The 24014-nt window shown below is 27.7% G+C and carries 26 protein-coding genes and 1 tRNA gene; 3 read left to right on the top strand and 24 right to left on the bottom strand.

The annotated features are described in order from the left end of the window. Positions 1 to 6: 6 nt before the first annotated feature. The 12 genes from Q6H37_RS05520 to Q6H37_RS05465 form a co-directional block, all read right to left on the bottom strand. Complete coding sequence (locus Q6H37_RS05520) at positions 7 to 2790, bottom strand: hypothetical protein (RefSeq protein ID WP_318739829.1); 2784 nt, start codon at positions 2788 to 2790, stop codon at positions 7 to 9. Between the two features lie 137 nt (positions 2791 to 2927). Beyond that, positions 2928 to 4250, bottom strand: a complete 1323-nt coding sequence (locus Q6H37_RS05515) for a hypothetical protein (RefSeq protein WP_318739827.1) — start codon at positions 4248 to 4250, stop codon at positions 2928 to 2930. A gap of 24 nt (positions 4251 to 4274) precedes the next feature. Beyond that, the gene (locus Q6H37_RS05510; protein WP_318739825.1) at positions 4275 to 4460 is read right to left on the bottom strand and encodes a hypothetical protein; all 186 of its coding nucleotides are present in this window, start codon (positions 4458 to 4460) and stop codon (positions 4275 to 4277) included. 413 nt (positions 4461 to 4873) lie between these two features. Continuing rightward, positions 4874 to 5824 carry a hypothetical protein gene (locus tag Q6H37_RS05505; protein ID WP_318739823.1) on the bottom strand — a complete coding sequence of 317 codons (951 nt, stop codon included), beginning with the start codon at positions 5822 to 5824 and terminating at the stop codon, positions 4874 to 4876. 156 nt (positions 5825 to 5980) lie between these two features. Beyond that, complete coding sequence (locus Q6H37_RS05500) at positions 5981 to 6169, bottom strand: hypothetical protein (protein WP_318739821.1); 189 nt, start codon at positions 6167 to 6169, stop codon at positions 5981 to 5983. A 33-nt stretch (positions 6170 to 6202) separates the two neighbouring features. After that, on the bottom strand, positions 6203 to 6622 hold the full coding sequence (locus tag Q6H37_RS05495; RefSeq protein WP_318739819.1) for a hypothetical protein: 420 nt from the start codon (positions 6620 to 6622) through the stop codon (positions 6203 to 6205). A 92-nt stretch (positions 6623 to 6714) separates the two neighbouring features. Further along, the gene (locus Q6H37_RS05490) at positions 6715 to 7008 is read right to left on the bottom strand and encodes a hypothetical protein (RefSeq protein ID WP_318739817.1); all 294 of its coding nucleotides are present in this window, start codon (positions 7006 to 7008) and stop codon (positions 6715 to 6717) included. 402 nt (positions 7009 to 7410) lie between these two features. Then, on the bottom strand, positions 7411 to 8211 hold the full coding sequence (locus Q6H37_RS05485) for a hypothetical protein (protein WP_318739815.1): 801 nt from the start codon (positions 8209 to 8211) through the stop codon (positions 7411 to 7413). A 42-nt stretch (positions 8212 to 8253) separates the two neighbouring features. After that, on the bottom strand, positions 8254 to 8847 hold the full coding sequence (locus Q6H37_RS05480) for a helix-turn-helix transcriptional regulator (RefSeq protein WP_318739813.1): 594 nt from the start codon (positions 8845 to 8847) through the stop codon (positions 8254 to 8256). Positions 8848 to 8956: 109 nt separating this feature from the next. Further along, positions 8957 to 9220: a hypothetical protein gene (locus tag Q6H37_RS05475; protein WP_318739811.1), complete on the bottom strand. Its 264-nt coding sequence runs from the start codon at positions 9218 to 9220 to the stop codon at positions 8957 to 8959. A gap of 356 nt (positions 9221 to 9576) precedes the next feature. Beyond that, positions 9577 to 9954, bottom strand: a complete 378-nt coding sequence (locus tag Q6H37_RS05470; RefSeq protein ID WP_318739809.1) for a hypothetical protein — start codon at positions 9952 to 9954, stop codon at positions 9577 to 9579. Between the two features lie 20 nt (positions 9955 to 9974). Next, the gene (locus tag Q6H37_RS05465; protein WP_318739807.1) at positions 9975 to 10376 is read right to left on the bottom strand and encodes a DUF5348 domain-containing protein; all 402 of its coding nucleotides are present in this window, start codon (positions 10374 to 10376) and stop codon (positions 9975 to 9977) included. A 273-nt stretch (positions 10377 to 10649) separates the two neighbouring features. Here Q6H37_RS05465 and Q6H37_RS05460 point away from each other — a divergent pair, with 273 nt between their 5' ends. Continuing rightward, entirely contained in the window at positions 10650 to 10889 is a 240-nt protein-coding gene (locus tag Q6H37_RS05460; RefSeq protein WP_318739805.1) for a helix-turn-helix transcriptional regulator, read from the top strand. A gap of 27 nt (positions 10890 to 10916) precedes the next feature. Here Q6H37_RS05460 and Q6H37_RS05455 read toward each other — a convergent pair whose 3' ends face one another. Then, positions 10917 to 11798 (bottom strand): P63C domain-containing protein, encoded by an 882-nt coding sequence (locus tag Q6H37_RS05455; protein WP_318739803.1) that lies wholly within the window; start codon positions 11796 to 11798, stop codon positions 10917 to 10919. Positions 11799 to 11859: 61 nt separating this feature from the next. After that, positions 11860 to 12093 (bottom strand): hypothetical protein, encoded by a 234-nt coding sequence (locus Q6H37_RS05450; protein ID WP_318739801.1) that lies wholly within the window; start codon positions 12091 to 12093, stop codon positions 11860 to 11862. Between the two features lie 272 nt (positions 12094 to 12365). Here Q6H37_RS05450 and Q6H37_RS05445 point away from each other — a divergent pair, with 272 nt between their 5' ends. Beyond that, positions 12366 to 12731 carry a hypothetical protein gene (locus Q6H37_RS05445; protein ID WP_318739799.1) on the top strand — a complete coding sequence of 122 codons (366 nt, stop codon included), beginning with the start codon at positions 12366 to 12368 and terminating at the stop codon, positions 12729 to 12731. 271 nt (positions 12732 to 13002) lie between these two features. Here the strand turns inward: Q6H37_RS05445 and Q6H37_RS05440 are convergent, their stop codons facing one another. The 8 genes from Q6H37_RS05440 to Q6H37_RS05405 form a co-directional block, all read right to left on the bottom strand. Further along, positions 13003 to 13371, bottom strand: a complete 369-nt coding sequence (locus tag Q6H37_RS05440) for a hypothetical protein (RefSeq protein ID WP_318739797.1) — start codon at positions 13369 to 13371, stop codon at positions 13003 to 13005. 558 nt (positions 13372 to 13929) lie between these two features. Continuing rightward, positions 13930 to 14415: a helix-turn-helix domain-containing protein gene (locus Q6H37_RS05435; RefSeq protein ID WP_318739795.1), complete on the bottom strand. Its 486-nt coding sequence runs from the start codon at positions 14413 to 14415 to the stop codon at positions 13930 to 13932. A 6-nt stretch (positions 14416 to 14421) separates the two neighbouring features. Next, positions 14422 to 15414: a tyrosine-type recombinase/integrase gene (locus Q6H37_RS05430; protein WP_318739792.1), complete on the bottom strand. Its 993-nt coding sequence runs from the start codon at positions 15412 to 15414 to the stop codon at positions 14422 to 14424. Positions 15415 to 15518: 104 nt separating this feature from the next. After that, a tRNA-Sec gene (locus tag Q6H37_RS05425) sits at positions 15519 to 15615 on the bottom strand. A 338-nt stretch (positions 15616 to 15953) separates the two neighbouring features. After that, the gene (selB, locus tag Q6H37_RS05420) at positions 15954 to 17858 is read right to left on the bottom strand and encodes a selenocysteine-specific translation elongation factor (protein ID WP_318739791.1); all 1905 of its coding nucleotides are present in this window, start codon (positions 17856 to 17858) and stop codon (positions 15954 to 15956) included. 43 nt (positions 17859 to 17901) lie between these two features. Then, positions 17902 to 19284, bottom strand: coding sequence for an L-seryl-tRNA(Sec) selenium transferase (selA, locus tag Q6H37_RS05415; RefSeq protein WP_318739790.1), 1383 nt, complete (start codon positions 19282 to 19284; stop codon positions 17902 to 17904). 25 nt (positions 19285 to 19309) lie between these two features. Further along, entirely contained in the window at positions 19310 to 20344 is a 1035-nt protein-coding gene (gene selD / locus Q6H37_RS05410) for a selenide, water dikinase SelD (protein ID WP_412523908.1), read from the bottom strand. Between the two features lie 194 nt (positions 20345 to 20538). After that, a complete protein-coding gene (locus Q6H37_RS05405; RefSeq protein ID WP_318739788.1) occupies positions 20539 to 21129 on the bottom strand; it encodes a helix-hairpin-helix domain-containing protein in 591 nt (196 codons plus the stop codon). A gap of 127 nt (positions 21130 to 21256) precedes the next feature. Here Q6H37_RS05405 and Q6H37_RS05400 point away from each other — a divergent pair, with 127 nt between their 5' ends. Beyond that, positions 21257 to 22495: a D-alanyl-D-alanine carboxypeptidase family protein gene (locus tag Q6H37_RS05400; protein WP_318739786.1), complete on the top strand. Its 1239-nt coding sequence runs from the start codon at positions 21257 to 21259 to the stop codon at positions 22493 to 22495. 29 nt (positions 22496 to 22524) lie between these two features. On the opposite strand, the gene Q6H37_RS05395 is transcribed toward Q6H37_RS05400, so the two are convergent. Both Q6H37_RS05395 and Q6H37_RS05390 read right to left on the bottom strand, forming a co-directional pair. After that, positions 22525 to 23427, bottom strand: coding sequence for an RluA family pseudouridine synthase (locus Q6H37_RS05395; RefSeq protein WP_318739784.1), 903 nt, complete (start codon positions 23425 to 23427; stop codon positions 22525 to 22527). Positions 23428 to 23540: 113 nt separating this feature from the next. Beyond that, positions 23541 to 23921: a RidA family protein gene (locus Q6H37_RS05390; RefSeq protein ID WP_007062788.1), complete on the bottom strand. Its 381-nt coding sequence runs from the start codon at positions 23919 to 23921 to the stop codon at positions 23541 to 23543. Between the last annotated feature and the right edge of the window lie 93 nt (positions 23922 to 24014).

Raw genomic sequence — 24014 nt, 5'->3', positions numbered from 1 at the left:
TGCTATCTAAGAAGCTTTTCCAGAACGTGTAACTTTCTTATTTCTATTCCTATTTCTTTCTGCTGTAGCATCTTTAGAACAACTTGTACATCTAATTTGGTTATTTGTTTCTCTCTTAACTCTTTTACCACAATCAATACACATGAAATATCCATCATCTAAAGATTTTTTAATATTTTTATTTAAATTATTAATTATAACAGCTCCAAACACATTCCATAAAAAAGTCATTCTTAGGTCATTTGTTTTATAAGTATATTTTATTATCATATCAACACAATCAACATAATCAATTCCTATAGATTTAGAAAAATCTAAAAATTCTTTTCTAGATTCACTATAAAACATTTCTTTAAAATTTGTTTTCTTCATATCCTCTTCATCTTCATTTTCAAATTCTCTAGCATATTCATTAATATTATTTAATGTAATTTTTTCTAATTCTAAATATTTAGCAATTACATCTTTATTCACTTCAATATTCTCTTGATTATTCATCAAAGTCTTCATTCTAAAAGTTCCAAATCCTTTATTGTAATCAAATTTTATATTTCCTATACTTTCTATATCATTACATATTCTATCCATTACACTGTTGCTCATTTTCTTACACTGTAATTCTTTTTTATTCTTAGCATATTGGAAGAAGTAAGGGTATTTTTCTTTTTTAAGTACATCCTTAACATCTTTAGGTAACTTAGGGAGAGATAAAGTTTTAGCAGAATCTATTACATCATTGTTATAAGCACAAAGCTTTTGCATTAGTGGATATTTTTCCATTGGATTTTCACTATTCCATAAGTTAGTTAATTTATTACTTATCTTCCCTATATTAGCCTTATCATATACAAATTGTAAAGATTTAAATATATTATCATTATTTATTTCTTTTGCTCCGGATTTACCCATCTCAAAATAAATAGGCTTAATATCATATTTTTTAATCATATCTTCAGCTAATTTTATAATCCAATCTGTACTAAGAACTAAAGCCTCATCTCCGTCTACGTCAAAGGCTAATATTTTGCTTATAATATCATGTGTAGAAGTATATAGTCCATTAGTTTCATACCATTTACATTTACCAGTTGTTGCCCTTATATTAGTCCTAATAACATGTTCAAAACTTAAACTTGGACTTCTTAGGACATCAAGCTTATTTGTGTCTTTATATAAGTTACAATATACTTCTCCATCTTTTAAATAACCTTCTGGTTTTTCTATTTTTCCAAATAACCAATCGCAAAATGCTATCGGATCAGATAGTATAAATACTCTTCTACTATCTTTAATCTTTATTTTACCACTACAAGCTTTTTTCTTTTCTGCTGTAATTGTTGCACTAATTTGTTTTTTAACATAAGCACTCTTTAGCATTTCTGGATAAATTCTCATAGCTTCTTGAAAGTAATTTCTATGTTCATTTTTCTTAGTTGCCCCTAAGAAATCTAACATAGCACTTCTATTGTTATGTACTTTATTAATTAAACCCTTAAAATCCTTAGTCAATAATTTAATATGTTTATCTTCCATATTAATAAGCTGTTGAAGCATTTGATAATTAATATCCATATCTTTATATTCATCTTCATCTTGCATGCAAACATTAGCAGTACAATTATATTTCTTAAAATTAGTGCGATAATCCTCCCAATCTTTATAAAATTTATATAATTTAAATTGACTCTTAGTAAAAATAACCTTTATATCATCTTCTATAATGTCCCATTCCTTACCGTATATATCTATTACTTTGGAACTATAACCTTTTTCTTTTATATAAGATTTCACATCAAAATAGGTTAAAAGACCTTTAATCCAAGGACATCGAATTTGTCTATTTTTCTTGTATTTTTTATCTAATATTATTCCTAATCCATCAAAATGGGGTACTGGAACATCCATTGTTTTATTCTTAATTATGTCCCATTTAGCAATATCATTTTTCCTTTTTTGTTTTATTTGTTTTCCTTTTCTTTCAAACTCTATTTCTTTTTCTATTGTATTTGTTTGTCTATCTATATAATCTACAGTAGCTGAAACCATTGTTTCAAAGTCATCTACAACAATTGCTTTATCTATGCTAAAGTCCTCCCATACAGTAGATTGACTATTATTCAAACTAAGATATGCCATAAACTTAGATATATTCATACCGCCTTGTCTATTGATTTCTTCTTTAGTAAGTCCACACATTAATGTTAACATTGCAGCATCTAATTTTTTGTTATTTAATATCATCATAAATTTTTTAGTTCTTGTTTGTCCTGCTCCTGCTGTAAAGAAGTTATAATGTTGTTTTGTTCCATCTGTATTAATTACAGTAAGACCATCTTTAACAATTTTCTCTACTACTAAATAATTCATATCTCCAACTTTAACTGTTATTATTTTATCTGTAAAATCTCCTAAATTAAGTCCCAGAGTTCTTACTAAATTATTATCTCCTATAGCAATAACATCTTTTTTTCTAATATTTTCAACTTTAACACTTCTATTTAAATTCTTATTAACTATATATAATTCAGATATTTTTTTCTTAATTAATTTTAATTCTTTCTCTATCTGTAAATATCTTTTACTATCCTTTATTATTTCTTTAAATAATACACTGCACTCTTCTGTCCAATTTTCAGTATTTAATTTATTTTTTACATATATGGATAAACCTTGTCTAAATTTATATTTCCTTTGCTTTATATCATTTCTGGCATTTCCTAAACTTTTTTCTTCCTTAGTTCTCACCAAATTTAATTTTATACAATATAACTTTACTTGTTTATTTAACATATAACATATCCTCCTAATCATTAATTTTAATACGCAAAAATAGGATCTACATCTGCATTTGTACACCCCTGTAACAATGTATATTTAATTTTTAGTTCCACACTTGTGTAGAATGGCTTCCTTCAAAGGAAACGGTATTAATTTTTACTATACCATATTACTTTTTCTCTTTTTCCAGACATCATAGCATCTAAACTTTTTTGTTTTTTTATAACATCATTATCATATAGTTTGTTTTTAGGTTTATTTTCTATCGGTACAGCATCCTGTTGTCCATAACTTTGTGGAGTAATTTCTTCATCCTCTAATTCCTCTAAATCACCATAATCATCACTATTGTATTTATTAGCTTCTAAAGCCGCCTTAACAACTTCTTCATCAGAAATGTTATCCATATCATCAATATCCGTTTTAGGCTCTTCTTCACCCCAATTATCTGCAACTTCTACAGGACTAACATTACTAATATTAAAATCATTTTCTTTAATAATTCCATCTGTTCTAATTGTAATAAAGTTAGACTTTCTTATTTTATAATCCTTATCTCTCATTTTTACAAAATTATAATAATTTAATTCTAAACTATTTAATTCTCTAAATTTCTCTTTATCCTCTATATCTTCTATACAAGTTATATTATTTTTCTTTTGATAATTCTTATATATTTGTTTTAATCTCCTCTGTTCATCCTGTTCTTTTTTGTCTTTATTTCTTTGAAAAGATTTATTAATTTGTCCTTTTTTAACCTCTAAATACTTATTAAAATATTCCTTATCAGCAAACTTACTATATATATTTGAAGTGTTTTCGTAAGTATTATTTTCTTTATCTAATTTTCCTCCTGCATTACCTATGAGCAATAAATTTAGTTCCTGGAATATCTTATTATTAGCTACTAGTGTATTCTTAGCCAATCCTATTTTATTTGTTATAGAATCAAAAGTACCATACCAACATTTATATCCTTCTGGTACCTCTTCTTTTTCTTTTTTACCTTTAAATCCATTAACTATAAAGGAATAATGTGTAATTAAATCTTCTACACTAACATTCTTTCCCACAGAATACTCAATTAGCTTATCTATCTCATTGTCATACAACATCATAAACGGAGCATCTTTATTATCATTTAGCTTGGTAAAATATATAGTAGAATTATTAATATCTTCCACTGGAATATTACAATTAGTGTCTTTACAAAGAATAAATAGATTATTATTCATATCCTTTATTTTATTTTTTATCCTATTCACAAATCTATTATTATTTTTCTTGTTTATTAATAATATGTCTGCTATAGAATTAACACATATTGGAATAGTATTTCTAGTTGTAACACTTCTAAGTAAAATGCTATAAATAACAAATCCTAATGTCCCATATTTTTGTATTAATGTTTCTTCCCCTTCTGGAGCATAAAACCATTTTTTATCTACTTCAACCCAAAAATTATTATCCATATCAAAATCATTCCTCCATAATCATTAATTATTTCTATATTTTTCTTTAAGGTTTAATAAATCATTTAATGCCATTCTAAATTGATCTGTATCTTTAAAACTATATACCATATCTCCTGTAAACTTGTCCGTAAATTTCATATATCTAAAACCCAAATAAGATAATGAATCTGCTAAATATAATTTTTTCACATGAAAACAACCTATCATAATATTGTTACCTCCTATCTATCCAATTCCAATCCCAATAATGAGAAAGAAAAATGAATGAATGTATTTTGGTTTTTCCGTAAGGAAAACTCGTATCTAGGTTTTACCTAGTGCGAAATAAAAAATTCTTTTTTATTATAATGATATTTTTTATTCTTATTCTTTTTTATTTCTGTCCAAGTATGCAAGCAATCTCTGTAACACACTACCTATTTTGGGGAGTGTAAAACAGAAATATCTGTACCACACTCCTAGTGTCCTACAGCTTTTACTGTAATCTAATTTATCACTAGTAGTGAAAATGGCTATATATCTATATTTACACTCCTATACACTACAGATATTTCTGTAACACACTAGGAGTGTATCTACCACACTTACAGCAAAGTCTGTAGTTGTTACAAGTGCTGCAATTAACTAATATTTTTGTTTTCTTTAATTGTAATTGATTTTAAATCATTAACCTGTAACGTTTTAAATTCTTCTTTTGTAACATTAGGAATTACAATTAACTGTTTTTTATAATCAAAATATTTAGCTTGACTATCTTGTTTTCTGTTATATAAAGCTACTAACATATCTGGTGTAACATTACAACCAACTTGCCATTTTCTTGTTATATAATTATATTTTTTTACTTTATCTCCTCTTTTATATATATCTACCCAATTTACTTCAGTAATTTTTTCCATTCCATTTATACGTGGAGCAAATTCAAACAAATTGGTTACACTGTTATAATCATTAGATTTTAGCTTTGTGAAATCTTCTTCATTATCAATTTTTTGTATTGGTTTAATAACTTCTCTATAATTTAACAACATATCATTTAGATAGTCCTCTAATTCTTCATAAGTACCAAAATTGAATATTTTATTATATAACTCTGTATGTTCAAAACCTTCCATACATTGATGATTACTATATCCTCCAGTCCAATAAAGTATACTAAGGAACAATGGACTAGAATCCCTATCTTTTCCAGTAATAAATTTTTTATACTTATGTTCCCAGTGGTCTTGCAAAAATGCATGGATTACTTCGTGATGTATAATTTGTTTTAGATGTCTATAATGGTATTTCCTCACCCAACTATTTTCAAACCGATGACAACACCAAATATACTGTTTTGCTATATATATTTTATGAACAAGCTGCTTTTCATCCCATTCGTACAAACCAAGAACATCAGGATCTTCCTCTTTATAAAAATTTCTCTCCATAATCTCAACATCATCAAATAAAAAATTTCTCCTCTTCCAAGGAAAACACTTTTTCCTTAGTTCTTCTAACACTTCTGTCAATGCCTTATTTAATATTTTCTGCCTTACTGCCTTGCTTGTCCTACTTACATAATCAATCATGAATATTTTTCCTCCTAATTATTTTCTTCCTCCATTACCGGTACAACTTTTTGAAATAAAACCCCATAGAATTAATGTATCTAAGGTTTTTAATTTCGTGATTCGTGGGATTAAATCATTATTTATTACCCTGTGGAACTGTGTCCATAAAATGATTTAAATAGGACATATTCCATATAATATATATTCCTTCTCCAATTGTTCTGCAATAGAAATAACTTTACTTTCTTCTCCCCAAAACATACTATCTATTACTTTTATAAATCCTTGTTCCAAAAATAAACCTTCTATCTTCTTTCTATCTAAATCTCCATCAATTCCATAAACAGCAAATCTTTTTTTCATCTTAATTTTCCTCCTATATAAATTCTCTTATTTTTATATTAATTTATCTAAAATTTCATCTATAGGGGCGGGAAAATCTATTTTTATCCCTGTTCTTATGTTTTCTATAGCCTGTACATTATCCAATGTTACAAAATCCGTTGTTAACCACCATGTACCTGGCTTTTGATTAACCTCTAAAGCATCTGCCCACTTTTCTCTTAATATCCTATCTTTACCCTTAGTGAATTTCTTTCTATAATCTTTCCATTTAATAGCTAGTATATCTTTCATTACAAATCTAATTTCACCTTTATCTACTACAGACCCTTCCAATCCATTGCCCGAAGGAGTGATAGATGTAGTAAACCAAACAGCATAATCATCTAAAATGCCTCTTGTTAATTTTAAATAGTCACAACTTAATATTTGTGGTAAATGAAATGTACTTGTGTAATGATAAAGTCCCTTCATAAATCTTTTCCTCCTCTAAGTTAATTTATTTAATAATTTTATTTGGAGAGGATTTACCCCCTCCACAATATATTCTTTAGTTGTTTTAAAATTTAAGCCAATCCTTGTCTCCAAGGTGTTTCTTTATTTTTTGTTACAATTCCTTTAAGTAATTCATCCATTTGTTCTTTATTAATATTTTTACATTCCTTGCTAGTTTTTGCTGCTGATACTTTACTATATATCTGATCTGCCTTTTGTGGTGTTATCTCAAACTTTTTAGCTGCCTCTTCTAATACAACTGAGTCATGTTTTGATGGATAATATCCACCATCGAGCTTTTCATAAAAAGCCCATCTTTCCTTGCAATAACTATAAACTTGTAAATCTGTAAATCTTCTTTTCATCTTAAATTTCCTCCTGTTTTTTCTTAAAATTTTAATAAAATATACTCATTTTTTTACTTTTTGGTATATTGACAAATTCTAAAGCGTTGGTATATAATAGTTTTAAGCAATAGTACACATAATGGTTATTATATGTACTTTGATGAACGCATGTTTGGGTTATGTTTAATTTTCAAAGAACTTTATGAATAAACGTGATGTCATCTGGTTATAATATATATTAATTAGGTATGAACTAATCGGCAAATTAGTCCTGTACCCTAAATAATAATATGATTATTTTTTGTTTTCAAATTACATACAAGTTCATATTTTAGTATTTTTTGTTAAATAACAGAGTTATAAGGGAAAGTGTTTGTTTTTTCGTGTGATTGCTCTGCTTATTGGTGTTTTTTGAAATAATTATCCTGCTAAACATATTTCTTCTACAAAATCATGTTTTACATTTCCTGAATACCCAATTTTAAATTCAACTCCATTACACATATAATTAAATCTTAATCCAGTATACTCACATTGTGTTTGTATAAAGTTTCCATATCCATCATACTGTTTTATTATTTTGCTACCATAATATAAATTTTTAACATCTAACTTATCACACTTTAGATTAGCATAATATTCCCAAGCTTCAGGACAATTTTCCGTATAATTAACTTCATACCACATACCACTATTAAATAATACATTATTTTTTTCTATAATATCTTTCTTAGTTTCTTTAATATATTCTGTTTCTGTATCTACAAAAGCAAATTCTGTCCAGAAGTTTATACTTTTCTCTAATTCCTCAATCGAATCAATATTAGGATCGAAAACTTCTTTTTCTGATACACCAAAACTTGGATACATAGAGATTAAATTAAAAGTACCTTTACTATTGTATTGCTCTTTTACAACAAATGTAATTACGTTAGTCATACATGGCTTTTTACCTTTAACAAATCTGCTATAAATATTTCTCCCATTACGTTTTGCCCAAAATATGTTGTCATTTTTATCAACTGGAACAATAGTAACAAAACCAACAATCGGAAACTCAGTTACTAATACATGTACAACATTAAGATCACTATTGCATTGTAATAATATTTCATTTTTAACTTTCTCTGTTAGGTACTTTTCATATTCTCCATCAAAACTATTTCCATGTGCTTTCATATGTTCTTTAAATCTTTCACTTAATACTAATTTCTTATTCATAATCTTTCTCCTCTTCTAGTGGTAGGTCACTACCCATATATTTTATTTATCATATTTTTTTGCTAATTCAATAAATTCTTCTGCAAAATCATCGCTATCATAGCCTTCTCCAACCCAATCTGGCAATACATTATAATAGTGTGAAATTGCATCGATCGTAAAATTTAATATTTTTTTATTCTTATGTCCTTTAATTAATAATGCGACTTGTTCAAGCATTTGAAGCTCAATATCATCGTTTATATTATTGGTAATTTTTCTAAAATCTTCAATAACTTGTGTCTTCTTTATTTGAAATTCCAAATCATTCATTTCCTCAATATCATATATAGGTTTGTCAACTATATCGACATCACCTCTAACATTTAATCGTAAATCATAGCCTATAATTTCAGGATTTAACTCCATTTTCAGTTTCTCTTTTTGAATTACTAATTTATCAATATCATCAATTTCTTTCTGAAACATATACTCTGGAATTTTGAACATCTCAGCCAATATAGGTAAATATTTCTTGCTAATATTCTGTTTCTTTTTAATCCACAAATTTATATTTTGTTTCTTTATGCCAAGTTTTTCAGCTAGTTCTTGGTGCTGCATATTATAGAGATTTAGTACGTACTCGAGACCGATCATTTAGCTCATTCCTCCAATATTGTTTTAAACAATTTTATTGTCTAAGTAAATATTAACATCATTTATTGTTCAAGTCAATATTGTTTCAGTAAATATTTTAAAACATTTTTTAACTAGCCATATTAAACTTTCTAGTCCTAATATAATTTATTACCTCAGATGCATCTGAATATTCAGCCACAAGATGGTATCTGCTTTTCTTTTTAGGATTTCTAGCAACATTAAATTCAAATAGCTTGTACTTATTATCCTCATTACTGATAATGTAATTCTTTAAATTATGTGTACAACTCAAGCTATTATTACCATATATGTTTATTGTTGGATTATAAGATATATTGTTCTGCTCCAGTTCTTTAATTATGTTATTCATATTTTTCTTTCTTCCTACTTGCTTTCTATTTTGTTTTTGTAAATTAAAAGAGATTATCACATATAGATGACAATAATAGTCTAACCGAATCTTATCTACATTTACCAAACGTAATTTTTGAAAAACAAACATTACGCTCTTACAAAATGTCTCCAACTTTCGATTAAATTTTTAAACCTATTATTGTTTTCTTTTCTATATGTAATAATCTCTTTTAATAATTTCTTTTTATTTATAATATTGCCTCACATGACAACAATTTCTTCTAATTTACAAAATTTATTTTATTACATATAAAAAGCTTTGTCAATAGTTTTTTTATTATTCTATAAATTTCTTTTTCAATTTACTTTTTATTACAATTGTTCAAAATAATAATCATAAACATTTATAACAACTTCTAAATTCATTTCAAAACATATTCTAAATTGTTTTAGTTCTGAATCATATATTATATCACCTATAATTTCTAAAGCATCAAATGATATTAAATCCTCTTGCATGGCATAGTCAATTATAATAAATTCTTTATATAGTATCTCATCTTTTATGTAAATATTAATACTAGCTTCCCATTCAGAACCTCTATCTTTAGAATAGATATTTTGTCCTAAATTTATCATGCCTCTAGTTTCAACTGTAATACTTCCTTGATCTGAATCTGCTACTTTATTAAGAATATCTACCATTTCTTCTAAAGTTACTGGTATTAAGTCTGTTTTTGCTTGCTGCATTAATATCTCCTCCTACCCTTTTATATCCTTACTCTTGCTCTAATATTATTATTTAATGCAATATGATTTTCATCATAATTATAGAAATAGTAACCATTGTATTTGTCTGAATGTTCTATCCTGCCATCGTTCCAAGCATGAGACTCAGTGTTATAGATTTCTACTGGATAGCCACATGTAAGTTCTATGTTTTCTAATGAATATCTACCATTGGATTTTAATTGTAGATACCCTTCTTGAATTGGTTTAGAATAATGTTTTATGTCTCTTATAAAGCCCTCTAGATCCTCTATTAATTTCTCTGTAGCTTTGCATCCTCTAATGTCTTCAAAATTTGCTGTTGAAGCATTATCATATATGCTGTTGATTCTGCATAGAGTATTTTCTGCAATGTCTAAGGCTTTAGTGTAGTTTTTGTTCATGTTCATTCCTCCTATTGATTTAAATATTGCATCCTTTCCACGAAAATGTTATACTTTAATTACCAGTTAAGAGTATTTGACCTTCGGGTTGGATACTTTTTTATTTATCTTTATATATAAATTATACCATCTATAGATATGATACGTCAAGATGTAAAACAAAATTTCTCAATTTTATAAATATATAGTTAAAAATACCTCTTATGGTATTTACAAATATGATATTTAGAGGTATAATATATACATAAATTGAATGAAAGAGGTAGTTTAAGAATGATAAAATGTAATTTAAATAAATATCTTGAATCAAGAAAACTTACTAAGTATTGGCTTTCAAAAGCTACAGGGATTTCAACAAATGCTCTTAGTAATTTAGCTAATGGAAGAACTCATAGCATTTCATTTGATATGTTAAGTAAAATTTGTACAAAATTAGATTGTCAGATTGGTGATATTCTTGAGAATGTTAAGGAATATACAGAAATTAATAAAATAGAAAAGGCAGAGGACTAATGATCCTACTGCCTCTTCTTCATTAAATTATGATTTTTTAAAAACTCTATTAAACAAAGTGTCAAATTGTTCCCAATTATCACATGCTCTCATAAGCGTTACGATACTAGCTAAATGTCTATCCAAATGTGGTATTCCTGTTTCTTCAGTTAAAAATTGATGATGCCTATGTTTTCTATAATTTTTATTTTCTACAATAGGATTTTTTGTTCTTAATTCATCTAAAACACTTTCTGGCAAAACTTCATATACTATTTTATTAGTTAATTTTCCTACATATTGTGTTTTAGCTTTACCTTTATATTCCCATTGACCCAATCTAAATATTTCTTTGTAATATTCTTCTGGAAATCTTGTTGTCCACGGTGAAAATTCTTCACGAACATATGCTGCTATTAATTTTCTTAATTCATATTTTTTTCTTTCATATTGATATCCTGTAACTTCATCAATTAATGCTACTATACCTACTTTCGCAAACACTGACATTATTGAAAGCATCCTATCAGCTATCTCTTTTTGATTACCATTATTTAGCATAGTTAAATTTTCAAATACCCCATCTTTATCTGCTTTTACATAAGCTTTACATAAATCAACAAATAATTCACAATCAAAAGGATAAAATTCTTTTCCGTTGTTGCCTTTAATTTTTTCTATTTCACCATTTCTCATTTTATATAACCAATCTTTAAGTCCTACACTTAAATATGTTTCAATCCATTTACTATTTAGGTTACGAACTAAGGCTCCAGAACCTCCACCTTTTAAGCCCATAGCTCTTGCTGTTCCTCTCAACGAAAGTAATCTCCTAGAATCCTTTGTTACATAACAATCAATTTCAATATTATTTCCTTCATCTATAACCCATTTACCAAAATGTGTTATTTTAACTTCATTTGTTTTCATCATAATCCACCCTATATTTTATTTAAAATCAAAGTATAACAAATAAATCTTTTTCCATATTTTAAACAGTTTTTTCATGTGATAATTTAGTAGTATCTGCTATTGTAACAAAAATGTCTATCTCATTTTCTAATACCTTCAAGACATTATAGTTATACTCACATACCAATATTTCATTTTCTTTCGTTATATATATTTGTGTATGTGGAACAAATACAGCACTTAATATTTCAGTATTAATCGTTTTCATCAAAATATTATTATAGTTACTCTTTTCTATAAATCTTAACCTCATTTCAACACTCCATTTTCCTTTACAATTTTTCTGTAATTCGAATTACGAAAATCATTTTAGCATATTCGATTTATTTTTACAAGTTTTTTCTTTTTGTTACAAAAAAAATAAATTAATAAATAAAATACCATTTTTTTTATAATTATTTATTAATTTATTTTAATTATTTTAAAGAATATTAAAATAGCGTCATTGAATGTAACATAAGTTTATTATTACAACTTAGAATGTTATAATATAGTAAAATAATAAAATAATTGGAGGAATGTTGTATGGCTACATATGATATGAGTGATTTTACAACTATTGGCCAACCACGAGGAAAGGCTTATTTTATTTTTGACAAAGAAACTATAGCAAACTTTTTAGATTTTTGTAATATTAATAAAAAAGATAATATGATTGGTTTACAAATTGAGTTTTACGAGAACGATGCCACTTCAAATTGGATAGAATTAACCGAAGAAGAAGTGCATTCAAGCAGGTTGTTAATATGCGACAAAATAGAAAACAATCATTGCTTTCTACCAATTAGAAGCTATAAAAATAATTTTAATAACATTAGTACTTCTCTTATTAAAGAGTGGAAAGAAAAAAATAAAGACAGAAAAGATGTATATATGGTTTACATAGAATAATTATTATATTAATTTTTAAAAAATGGACATGAAGTTATTTTCAGTCCACTTTTTATTTATTAATCTATTTTTTAAAGCTTTTCCTTGTACTAATCCTTGTAATTCAGGAATTATTTCATTTAATTTTTTATAATTTAATAAAATATCTTGACTTATACCTAATTGCTTAGATAATTGTTCTTGTGTTATTATCCCATCCGAATTATTCAGTTAGGAAATACCTGCACTACCTTGTCTAATACCATAAATTTCTTCAAGTTGCATAATCCATTTAGCCATTTTCAAGAAGTTCTTTTATAATCCAGTGAGTATTATCTTGTCTACTTTCTACCTTAGTACTCGTCCTATTTACTTTTATATCATCATTATTTTTATCAATTATTTGAATATCGAAAGGATATGGATCTCTTTCAAGCCTTAGTAATGATTTGATAGAGCCACTATAATTTTTTAAGTAAAATTCTATAATTCCTTCTGAACAATTATCTTTACTCCAACCATTCCCATTATAATTATATTTATTAGGTTCATGATAAATTATATCTGAGTTGTTTTCAAATCCTGTTATATCTTCTATAATCTTTTTTCCCCCTTCTTCATATTTTATTATTAGTTTGTATTTGTTTGTATCATATAACATAAATTCCATCTCCCTTTTTATATTCTATATATAATTATCGATATAAATTTACTAAAATATTCACCTGTTAATAAGTATTAAGTATAATTAATTCTTATTTAGTATTTATTTCTATAGTAATTTTGGCATAACTTATATATAACAACTGTCATTTCTTTAATATAGTTAATGTCGTATTAGAGTTTTTACAAACAATTGTTCTGTGGATAATGTGGATAAGTATATAAATTTATATGAGTTATATAGAAATTCGAGAAAAACTAAAAGCTATCTTTATTAAATAATCTGTTTATGTGTCAAATTTGTTCCCTAGATTACTTAATACAAATAGCTTTTACCGAGTTATAATTATTTTCGGACATAACAAAAATACCTTATCTCCTGTAATTTTAAAAAAGTGCAAATTTAATAAACATAATTTTTGTTAATTTTTTGAAACACCTTTATAAAAAACAAAATATATGATATGCTAATATTAGTGTTAAGCATATTTATTTTTAATGTGCTTTGGAACTTAATGGTCGCTATCCATTAGGTTCTTTTATTTTTTAGTCAAATTTATTCCAATAACTCTTCTGAGTTATATTCTTTATATCCTAAAAGCATATCTTCCAAAGAAGAAAAATCATACTTTCTCATCTCAAAATTATTAAAAGTACTCTGCTTTTCTTTTTTATCTACTTTTCTTTTTTGCTTATAAGCTTTATATGCGCCTTTTAATGCACTAGTAACCTTATGTGCCACCTGTTTGGTTTGTTTGCTTACAATAGTTGTTATATTAGATATACTACCACGCCTTTTTACTATAATATATGAAAATTTCTTCAATGTTTTTATTGCCCTCTGAATTGTTCTAAGGCTTTTATTTATGGCTTTTGCTATAGTTAATTGTCCAACATATGTTTCATATTTATTAGCGTAACAAGCACTACATAAAACAGCATACACAGTTTTTTCTGTGGAGGTTAAACGAGTATCATAAAGGTATGCATTATCTATATAAGTGCTACCTTTACTATTTGACTCTATAAACTTATTAGTCATTACTTTCTACCCCCTATCTTCCTGTAAGTATTTATCAATTATGTTATATTTCTTATGCTGTTTTTGTAAATCTGTAGTATCTAATTGAACATATCTTCTAGTTGTTTGGACTATCGTATGCCCCATGATTCTTTGTATCGAAAATAAATTCATTCCATTTTTTACACAATTCGTTGCAAAAATATGTCTGAATACATAACCAGTACACCTTTTTTTAATACCAGCTTTTTCTCCAAGCCTTTTTAAACTTAAAGACAAATTATTTTCTTTAATTTTTCCTCCATATGTGCTTTGAAAAACATATTCACATTGCATTTGTTTAGCAATACTAATTAACTCTTTTAGTAATTTTGTTGTTTTATGAGAAATGGGTATTTGTCTTTCCTCTCTTGTTTTAGCAATTTCTGCCCTTACCTTTATTAGCTTATTACTTAAATTAATATCATCAATTTTTAATTGAGATGCTTCTCCTATTCTAATGCCACAATCAAGTATTGTTATTATTAACGAAAAATCTCTAAAACCTGCATAAGTACTTAAATCACAGCTATTTAATAATTTTTTAATCTCTAAATCTGATAATAGAGTTACTGAATCCATTGGTACTTTCATTAGCTTTATTTTTAAAGCAAAATTTTCTTTAGTGTATTTCTGATCTTTTAACCATTTAAAAAATGTTCTTAAAGTCCTTAATCGGACATTAACAGTAAATGGAGAATATTTCTTTTCATTTACCATATATTTTAAATAATCTTTCAAAATTTTTTCATCAACAACAATACGGTCTATGTTAGTACGATATGCATATTGAACGTACTGATTAAAATATTTGAAGTGTTGTTTATAATCACGAAGGGTTCTTGGTGCAAGTCCTTCAAGACTTTTATCGTCTAAAAACTCTTTATGTAACTTGCTTAGTTTTGATATAGTTAAACTATTATCCTCTCGTACCTTTTGCATAACGTTATTTAAATTAACTTTAATCTTCTTATTTCCCATGTTTACACCCTCTTAAAGTATTAATTTGCATAACGTTTATTTGTACAAAAAACAAATAAGGTTAAAAGACATGCAAATCTTTTAACCTCTTAATAATCAATAATTGGCGGGAATATGTGGGAATCGAACCCACCTATCGTGGTCTTAGCACGACAGAACGGTTTTGAAGACCGGCAGGCACACCAGCACCTATCTACTCCCTTATTAATAACATATTTAATTCATTATAGTTAAAAACATGAATTAAAACCTGTTATATTATACAAAACTTTAACTGGAATTGCAATGTATTAAAAATTTTAATAGTTAGTACTGCAATCCATTACACTTAGTTATTATAAATTAAGAATCTGTTTATGTCAACTTTTTTCAACATAGTTTGTGACTTTTTAAACATATTTTTTTAAAATTTTTTAAACTGCACATTTTATCAGCATATAATTATGAATTATAAACCTGATAATACAATTTTATCTAAAAAATATTAAAACTATTTTAACAAAAATTGTGCATAATTGTGATTTTTAATTTAATAAACTTTAATAGAGTACTCTCTTATCATCTACTCTTTTGGTCAATTTTATTCCATCAAAATGTTCTATTAGTGCCATAGCATACTTTCTACTTGTATTAAGCTCGTCTCTAAGCTGAGCTAAGGTTAAACTTCCATTGGTGTTTATAAAATTAACTATAAGCTCTTTAACCTTATCATAATCCTCTTTCAAGAATAAGCAATCCTCTGATACTTTAACTATAATACCTTCATCTAATAAGGAATCAAATATCATTTTAAAGCTCTTCTTATCTTCTTGCTTTTCTTCTAGTTCACTATATTTAGGAGGAGAAAATTTAGCAGCTTTAAATACCTTTATAATGTTATCTCTTGTATTCTTCTGCTCCTTAGTATATTTTATAGTGAAGCCTTCTAATGAAATAAAACTGCCATGTATGCTTATTTTATTATCCTTAACAAATAAATCCAACATTTCATCATATATTTTTTGTTTTATTCCTTTAAATACTTTGTTTTTTATTTCTTCTTTAGATATTCCCCATTTTAAAGGATTTTCTTTGTGGAATCTTTCTAATAGATCACACATGATATTTACTTTATTACCTATATACTCTTTGTGAACATATACAGCTTTATCTCCTGTATCAAATCTTACTATTTTATTTTCATCTACAAGCAGCTGAAGCTTTTCTTCAATTTGTTCTTCATTTTTTCCTAAAGCTTTAAGTATATCAGAAGCCTTAGGATACTGATCACTTAACTTTTTAACATTATTTTCAATTATATTTTCAGTTTTGCCGCTTTCTTTTACCTTTAATTCTTCCAAGTATTTTTTGTCAAATCTTTTTGCTTTTTTAGCTAAAGGATCTATTATAGAGCCGCCGCCTATGGTATACATTGGAGAATAACTTCTTATTACAAATCTATCATTTCTTTGAGCTGTTAAAGGCTTCTCCAACCTTAATTGAACATAAGCTTCTTCTCCTTGATTTAACTCTTCTTTATCCAATATTACAACTCTACATATTATCTCACTAGTTCCATGATAGAGTCTAACCCTCTGCCTATTTTCTAAAGGTCTGGATGCACTTTTTAAATAGTACAACTTACAATCTATCATGAGGGAAGGTTCCATTAAATTGCTAGCTGCAATTACGTCACCTCTTTTTACAGCACTAGTTTTTACATTAGCTATATTTATGGCACATCTTTGCCCTGCTTCTGCTATTTTTACAGATTTATCATGTACTTGAATTCCTCTTACCTTAGATACTTCCTTAGAAGGATAAATTTCTACATTTTCACCCTCTTTAATCATTCCACTAATTACAGTACCTGTAACTATAGTACCAAATCCACTTACTGAAAAAACTCTATCCACAGGAAGTCTAAAATGTCCTTGAGTATCCTTTGCATCAATTTCTTCTGTAAGTTTATCTACATCCTTTATTAATGCATCCAATCCAACTTTTGTTTTAGAGGAAACTGCATGTATAGGTGCATTTTCTAAGAATGTACCTTTAAATTCCTCTTTTATATCCTCTTTAATCATGGAAAGCCATTCTTCATCCACTAAATCTGATTTTGTAAGCGCAATTAGTCCTTTTTTTATATTTAAAAGTTGAAGTATTTCAAAATGCTCCCTTGTCTGAGGCATTATGCCTTCATCTGCTGCAATTACCATTATTACTATATCTATTCCGCTTACACCAGCCAGCATATTTTTTATAAATTTTTCATGACCTGGAACATCTATAATGCCTGCTCTTCTTCCTGAAGGCAAATCAAAAAACGTGAATCCTAAGTTTATGGATATACCTCTTTCCTTTTCTTCTCTTAAAGTATCCGTTTCTCTTCCTGTCAAAGCCTTTATAAGAGTTGTTTTACCATGATCTATATGTCCTGCTGTGCCTATTATAATATGTTTCATAAGTTCACATCCTTTCTCCTATGTAAATATGCCTTCCAATTATTTAAAACCTACTAAATGTTTCAGCAACAGCATTAAAATCTTCATCAAACATAGTTCTTACGTCCATGATAACTTCATCATTAGATACCCTTACTATTATTGGAACCTTATTTTTTCTTAACATAACTTCCAATTCTTCAGGTTTATATTTATCACTTTTAACCTTTATAACATAGGTTGGAATTTTTTCTATAGGCATAGATCCTCCACCTACCATAGAATAATCTTCTTCTACAGAAAATTTAAATTCCTTGTTTTTATTTTGAAGCTTTCTTTTTAGTGAATAAGCTCTTTTTTTATGCTCATCTTTACTGCTTAATATCATATGAAGAGTAGGTATTTTTTCTATTGCTTCTTTTTCATCTAAATAATATTTAATGGTACCCTCTAAAGCAGCTAAGGTCATTTTGTCTATTCTTAATGCTCTGGTAAGTTGATTTTTCTTCATCTTATTTACAAATTCTTTTTTTCCTACAATTATTCCTGCCTGAGGTCCTCCAAGCATTTTATCTCCACTGAAAGTAACTACATCTACGCCTTTTCGTATACTCTCCTGAACTGTAGGTTCATATACAAAATTATATTTTGAAAAATCAACTAAAGTTCCACTTCCTATATCTTCAATTACAGGTATAGACTTATCTTTTCCAAGTTCCACTAACTCTTCTAGTGAAACATCCTCTGTAAATCCAAGTATTTTAAAATTTGATGTATGAACCTTAAGTAAAACCCCTGTATTTTCATTTATATTATTTTCATAATCATATAAATGAGTTCTATTTGTAGTTCCAACTTCCACAAGGCTGGCACCACTAAAAGTCATTACATCTGGAACTCTAAAAGATCCTCCTATTTCTACAAGTTGACCACGGGAAACTATGGCTTCCTTATCTTTACATAACGTATTTAAAACCAGCATTACAGCTGCTGCATTATTATTTACAACTAAAGCTGCTTCTGCACCTGTTACTTTTTTTATGAGTTCCTCTACATGGCTATATCGGGAACCTCTCTCACCTTTTTTTAGATCATATTCTAGATTGTTGTAATTTGCAGCTACTCCTATAACGTTTTCTACAGCTTCTTTAGAAAGAATTGATCTTCCTAAATTAGTATGTATAACTACTCCTGTAGCATTTATTACCCTTTTAAGATTTGGTTCCTTACTATCTTCTAAAATCTCTTCAAATTTTGATAATATATCTTCTTTTGCAAAGTCATTTATTTTGTCTTTTAATATATTCTCTCTATATTCATCTATGGAAGCTCTTAGAGAATCTATAACTAAAGTTCTCATGGTATCATTTAATCTATTTATAACTACATCTTCTTTTAAAAGTTCATCCATTTTAGGCAATTTTCTTAATAACTCTTTTTTTTCCAACTAATATCACCTCTTATGTATTTACTTATTCAACTATTATATAATTTTCACCTTGCTGCTGTATAACTTCTCCAATAACAGCTGATGGCATTTCCAAAGTAAGAAGTTCTTTCATAATTTTTTCTCCTTCTTCCTTGGAGCATGTAATTAAAAGTCCACCTGATGTTTGAGGATCAAACAATATATCCTTCATCCATTCAGGTATATTTTTCAATTCATATTTCCCATCTATGTAATTTCTATTGTTATATGATCCTGCAGGCACTAAACCCATTTCTGCATATTCCTTTGCTTCTTCTATATAAGGTATTCTATCTGAATAAATCTTTAAAGAAACCTTTGAAGCAGAAGCCATTTCATAGCCATGCCCCATAATGCCAAAGCCTGTTATATCTGTACAAGCACTCAAATTATACTTTGCTACAATTTCACCTGCATACTTATTTAAAGTTGACATAACTTTAACTGCCTTGTTATAAGCTTCCTTTGACGCTACTTCTCCTTTTATGGCCGTATTTATTATACCTATTCCTAAGGGTTTTGTTATTATAACTACATCCCCTTCTTTTGATCCATAATTTTTTAGAATTTTATCTGGGTGAACAATTCCCATAACAGATAATCCATACTTAGGTTCACTATCTTCTACAGTATGGCCTCCTACTACAACTGCACCTGATTCTAATACCTTATCCGCTCCACCTCTAAGTATTTCTCCTAAAATATCTATAGATATACAAGTAGGAAAACAAACTATATTTAAAGCTACTGTTGGTTTTCCACCCATAGCATATACATCGCTTAATGAGTTAGCCGCAGCTATCTGTCCAAAAGTATAAGGATCATCTACTACTGGAGTAAAAAAATCTAAAGTTTGAATTACTGCCATTTCATCATTTAATTTATAAACTGCTGCATCATCAGAAGTTTCTATTCCAACTATTAAATTTTTGCTTTCCATCTTTGGCAGCTTTCCTAAAATCTTTTCAAGGGTCTCCGGCCCTATTTTAGCTGCTCATCCAGAAGTTTTTGTTAACTGTGTAAGTCTTGTTGTAGACACAATAGCACCTCCTAAATTCATAATCACATATATATAATACTTTACTTTTAGCCATAAGTATAGCAATTGTTATATTTTATAATAGTAATTACTATATTTTTGCCTACTAAATATAGTAATTATTATATTTAGTAGTAGTAAATTGATACTTAGGAATCATATTTAATTAATTCTGAAGTTAATTTTACTAAATATCACCTAACCTCTATTTTATCCTTGATTTTTTCTAGTGTCTTATCTCCTATTCTTCCAACCTTCTTTAAATCCTCAATAGAATTAAATGAACCATTTTTTTCTCTATAATCTATTATCTTCTGAGCTGTCACATCACCTATTCCTGATACAGTCTTCAATTGTTCTTTGGTGGCAGTATTTATATTCACCTTTCCATCTGATGCTGGATTAGAATTTGCATTGCTGCCTGAAGAAGCTGGCAGATTTTTATCATTTTGCTTATCTACATATATATAGTCTTCATCTTTAAGTTTTTTTGCAAGATTCAATTTTGCTTTATCCGCAGTTTCATTAAATCCTCCTGCAGAATTTACTAAATCCTGTACTCGGCTCCCAGACTTTAGTTTGTAAACTCCTGGCTTTTTAACTTCTCCATTTATATAAATAGTCATATCTTTATTATCTTTACTTTCTACAACTGCTGCATCATTGAAGACTTCTTTAGCGTTTAAATCCTTTGATGGCCTTGATAAAACATATCCTGTTATTAAAAATATTGTAAATATGACCAAAATAACTATAGAACCTATAATTTTCTTTTTTTTATTCATTATAAACCTCCAAATAAAACATATTTTCTTATGCATTATTTAAATTATTGACATGTTTAAAAAATTCTGTCGCAAAAATAAAACTTTTTTGATATAATTATGATTAACGATGTTTGAGGAGGCTAAAATGAAAAAATTATTAATTTTTATGATGAGTTTTGTATTTTTACTTTCAAGTGCTCCACTCAAAGCACAAGCAAAAGCTGATCCTCCAACTGTTTCTGCTGATAGTGTAGTACTTATGGATGCAATAACAGGATATGTTTTATATGGAAAAAATGAAGATTCTGCTTATCCTCCTGCTTCTACTACAAAGCTCATGACTGCACTTTTGACTTTAGAAAAATGTAAATTAGATGATGTAGTAACAGTAGGAAAAAATCCACCTTTAGTGGATGGAAGTAAAATATATTTGTTTGAAGGTGAACAATTAAAAGTTAGAGATCTATTATATGGTTTGATGCTTCAATCTGGAAACGATTGTGCAGAAGCACTAGCAGAGCATATAGGTGGTGGATCAATAGATAATTTTGTAGTATTAATGAATAAAAGGGCTTTAGAATTAGGCTGCAGAGATACAAATTTCGTTAATCCTAGTGGATTATATAATGAAAAACACAAAACTTCTGCAAGAGATTTAGCTCTTATAATGAGAGAATTATCTAACAAAGCTGAATACACACAAATTGCTAGTACCAGCTTTTATGAGATAGCTCCAACAAATAAATCTGCTGCAAAAAGACCTTTGTGGAATGAAAATAAGTTAATACAAAAATCTTCACAACTTTATTATGATGGATGCAAAGGTGGTAAGACTGGTTATACTATTCAATCAGAACATTCCTATGTATCCTATGCTACAAGAAATGGACAAAGACTTATAGTGTCCTTAGTACATGATAAAAATAAGACCTTTTTTCCTGATGCAGTTAATTTATTTAATTATGGTTTTAGTACTTTTGAAAGTGTACCATTATATAAAAAAGGTGATCTTGTTGCTACATATAGTAATAATGGAGTAACAGTACCTCTTTTAGCAGCTTCAGATTTTTACTATGTTAAATTAAAAGAGGATACCACTGTACCAAAATTTGTTCTTAAGGATGAAAATTTAAGCACTAAATTTTTCAAAACAGGAGATACAATTGCAGAAGGAACTGTAGTTAAAAATAATCAAAATCTGGGTACTTTAAAACTTACAAGTGGTACTAGCCATGAATTAAAGCAAGTACTTCAATCAAGTCCATTTAAAAGCATGAATTTAAAAATGGAATACTTGATTCCCGCCATACTAGTAATAATTGGTGGTGCAATTTTCATGTTTAAAAAGTACAACTTATTTAATAAATTATTTAAAAAGGAATAAAAAAATTGATGACTTTATATATAAGGTCATCAATTTTTTATTTTCTCTATTAATTCTTGTAAATCCTTTGGAAGTCCTATTTCTAATTCTAACATCTCTCTGGTTCTAGGATGTGGAAACACTAGTCTATAGGCATGTAAAGCCTGCCTTTCTATATATTTCTTATCCTCAATTTGTCCGTATAAAGTATCACCATACAGCGGATGTCCAATATGTGTCATATGAACCCTTATTTGATGTGTTCTTCCAGTTTTTAAAGTAAGCTTAACTAAATCCCCTTTATTAAAACTTTCCTGAACACTATAACAGGTTATACTTTCCTGTCCTCTTTCATCCACAACTCTTCTTATACTTCCATCACCAGTTCTATATATAGGAAGATTTATTATTCCTTCCTTTTCTTCCAAGTTGCCATGTACCACAGCTAGATAACTTTTTTCAAAGTCCTCCTTATGCATATCTCTAGCCAGACTCATATGTGCAAATTGATTCTTTGCTATTATAATAAGGCCTGAAGTATCCATATCTAATCTGCTGACTAATCTTACTATGCATTGTTCTCCTTTTTCCTTAAAATAATATAAAAGTCCATTAGCTAAAGTCCCATTTGGATAGCTCTTTGTAGGATGGACTACCATACCTGGTTGTTTGTTTACTACTATAAGATCACTATCCTCATAAACTACATCTATATCCATTTTTTCTGGTTCTATATTTTGGCTTTCCTTTTTTTCTACATCAAAAGCTATTTCATCATCAAGTTTAACAACATAATTTAACTTAACTCTATTACTATTTACACTTATTCTTCCATCAAGTGCTGCTCCTTTAATAAGCCTGCTTGAAAGTTTTTGAACATCTTTAAGGTATGCTCTAAGCTTCATACCTTCTTCATTACCTTTTACTCTAAAAATAAGCTTATTTTTCTCCATACACTGCTCCTTAAGATTTAAATTTAATCTTATAGTTATCTCTATATATTTGTCTTCTATGCACAAAGAGTGAACCTTTAAGTTCACTCTTTATTGTAAGTATGTAATTTTAATTAGTCTACTAAAGCTATTACTTCTATTTCAACTAAAGCATCTTTTGGAAGTGTTACTTGTACGCAAGATCTTGCTGGCATATCTTTTGTAAAGTATTTTGCATAAACTTCGTTAACAGCAGCAAAATCTCCCATATCTTTTACAAATACAGTTGTTTTAACAACTTTATCAAAAGATGTTCCTGCTTCTTCAAGTAAAGCTTTTATATTTTCTAAAGATCTTTCAGTAGCTTTTTTGATATCTCCTTCAACTAATTTTCCTGTTTCAGGATCTAGTGGAATTTGACCTGATGTAAATAATAAATTTCCAACCTTAACAGCTTGTGAATAAGGTCCTACAGCACCTGGTGCTTTTTTTGTACTTATTATTTGTTTTTCCATAATGTTAAACCCTCCTGTAATTGGGATAGTAAACCATTACTATCCATCTTTTATAGTTTTGCTCAAACAATACCATTATAACAAACTTTTTAT

The organism is Clostridium sp. JS66, from assembly GCF_033561535.1.
Taxonomy (GTDB): Bacteria; Bacillota; Clostridia; order Clostridiales; family Clostridiaceae; genus Clostridium_AM; species Clostridium_AM carboxidivorans.
Note: the sequence above shows the minus strand (reverse complement) of the source record. Positions and strands in the feature narration are given on the sequence as shown.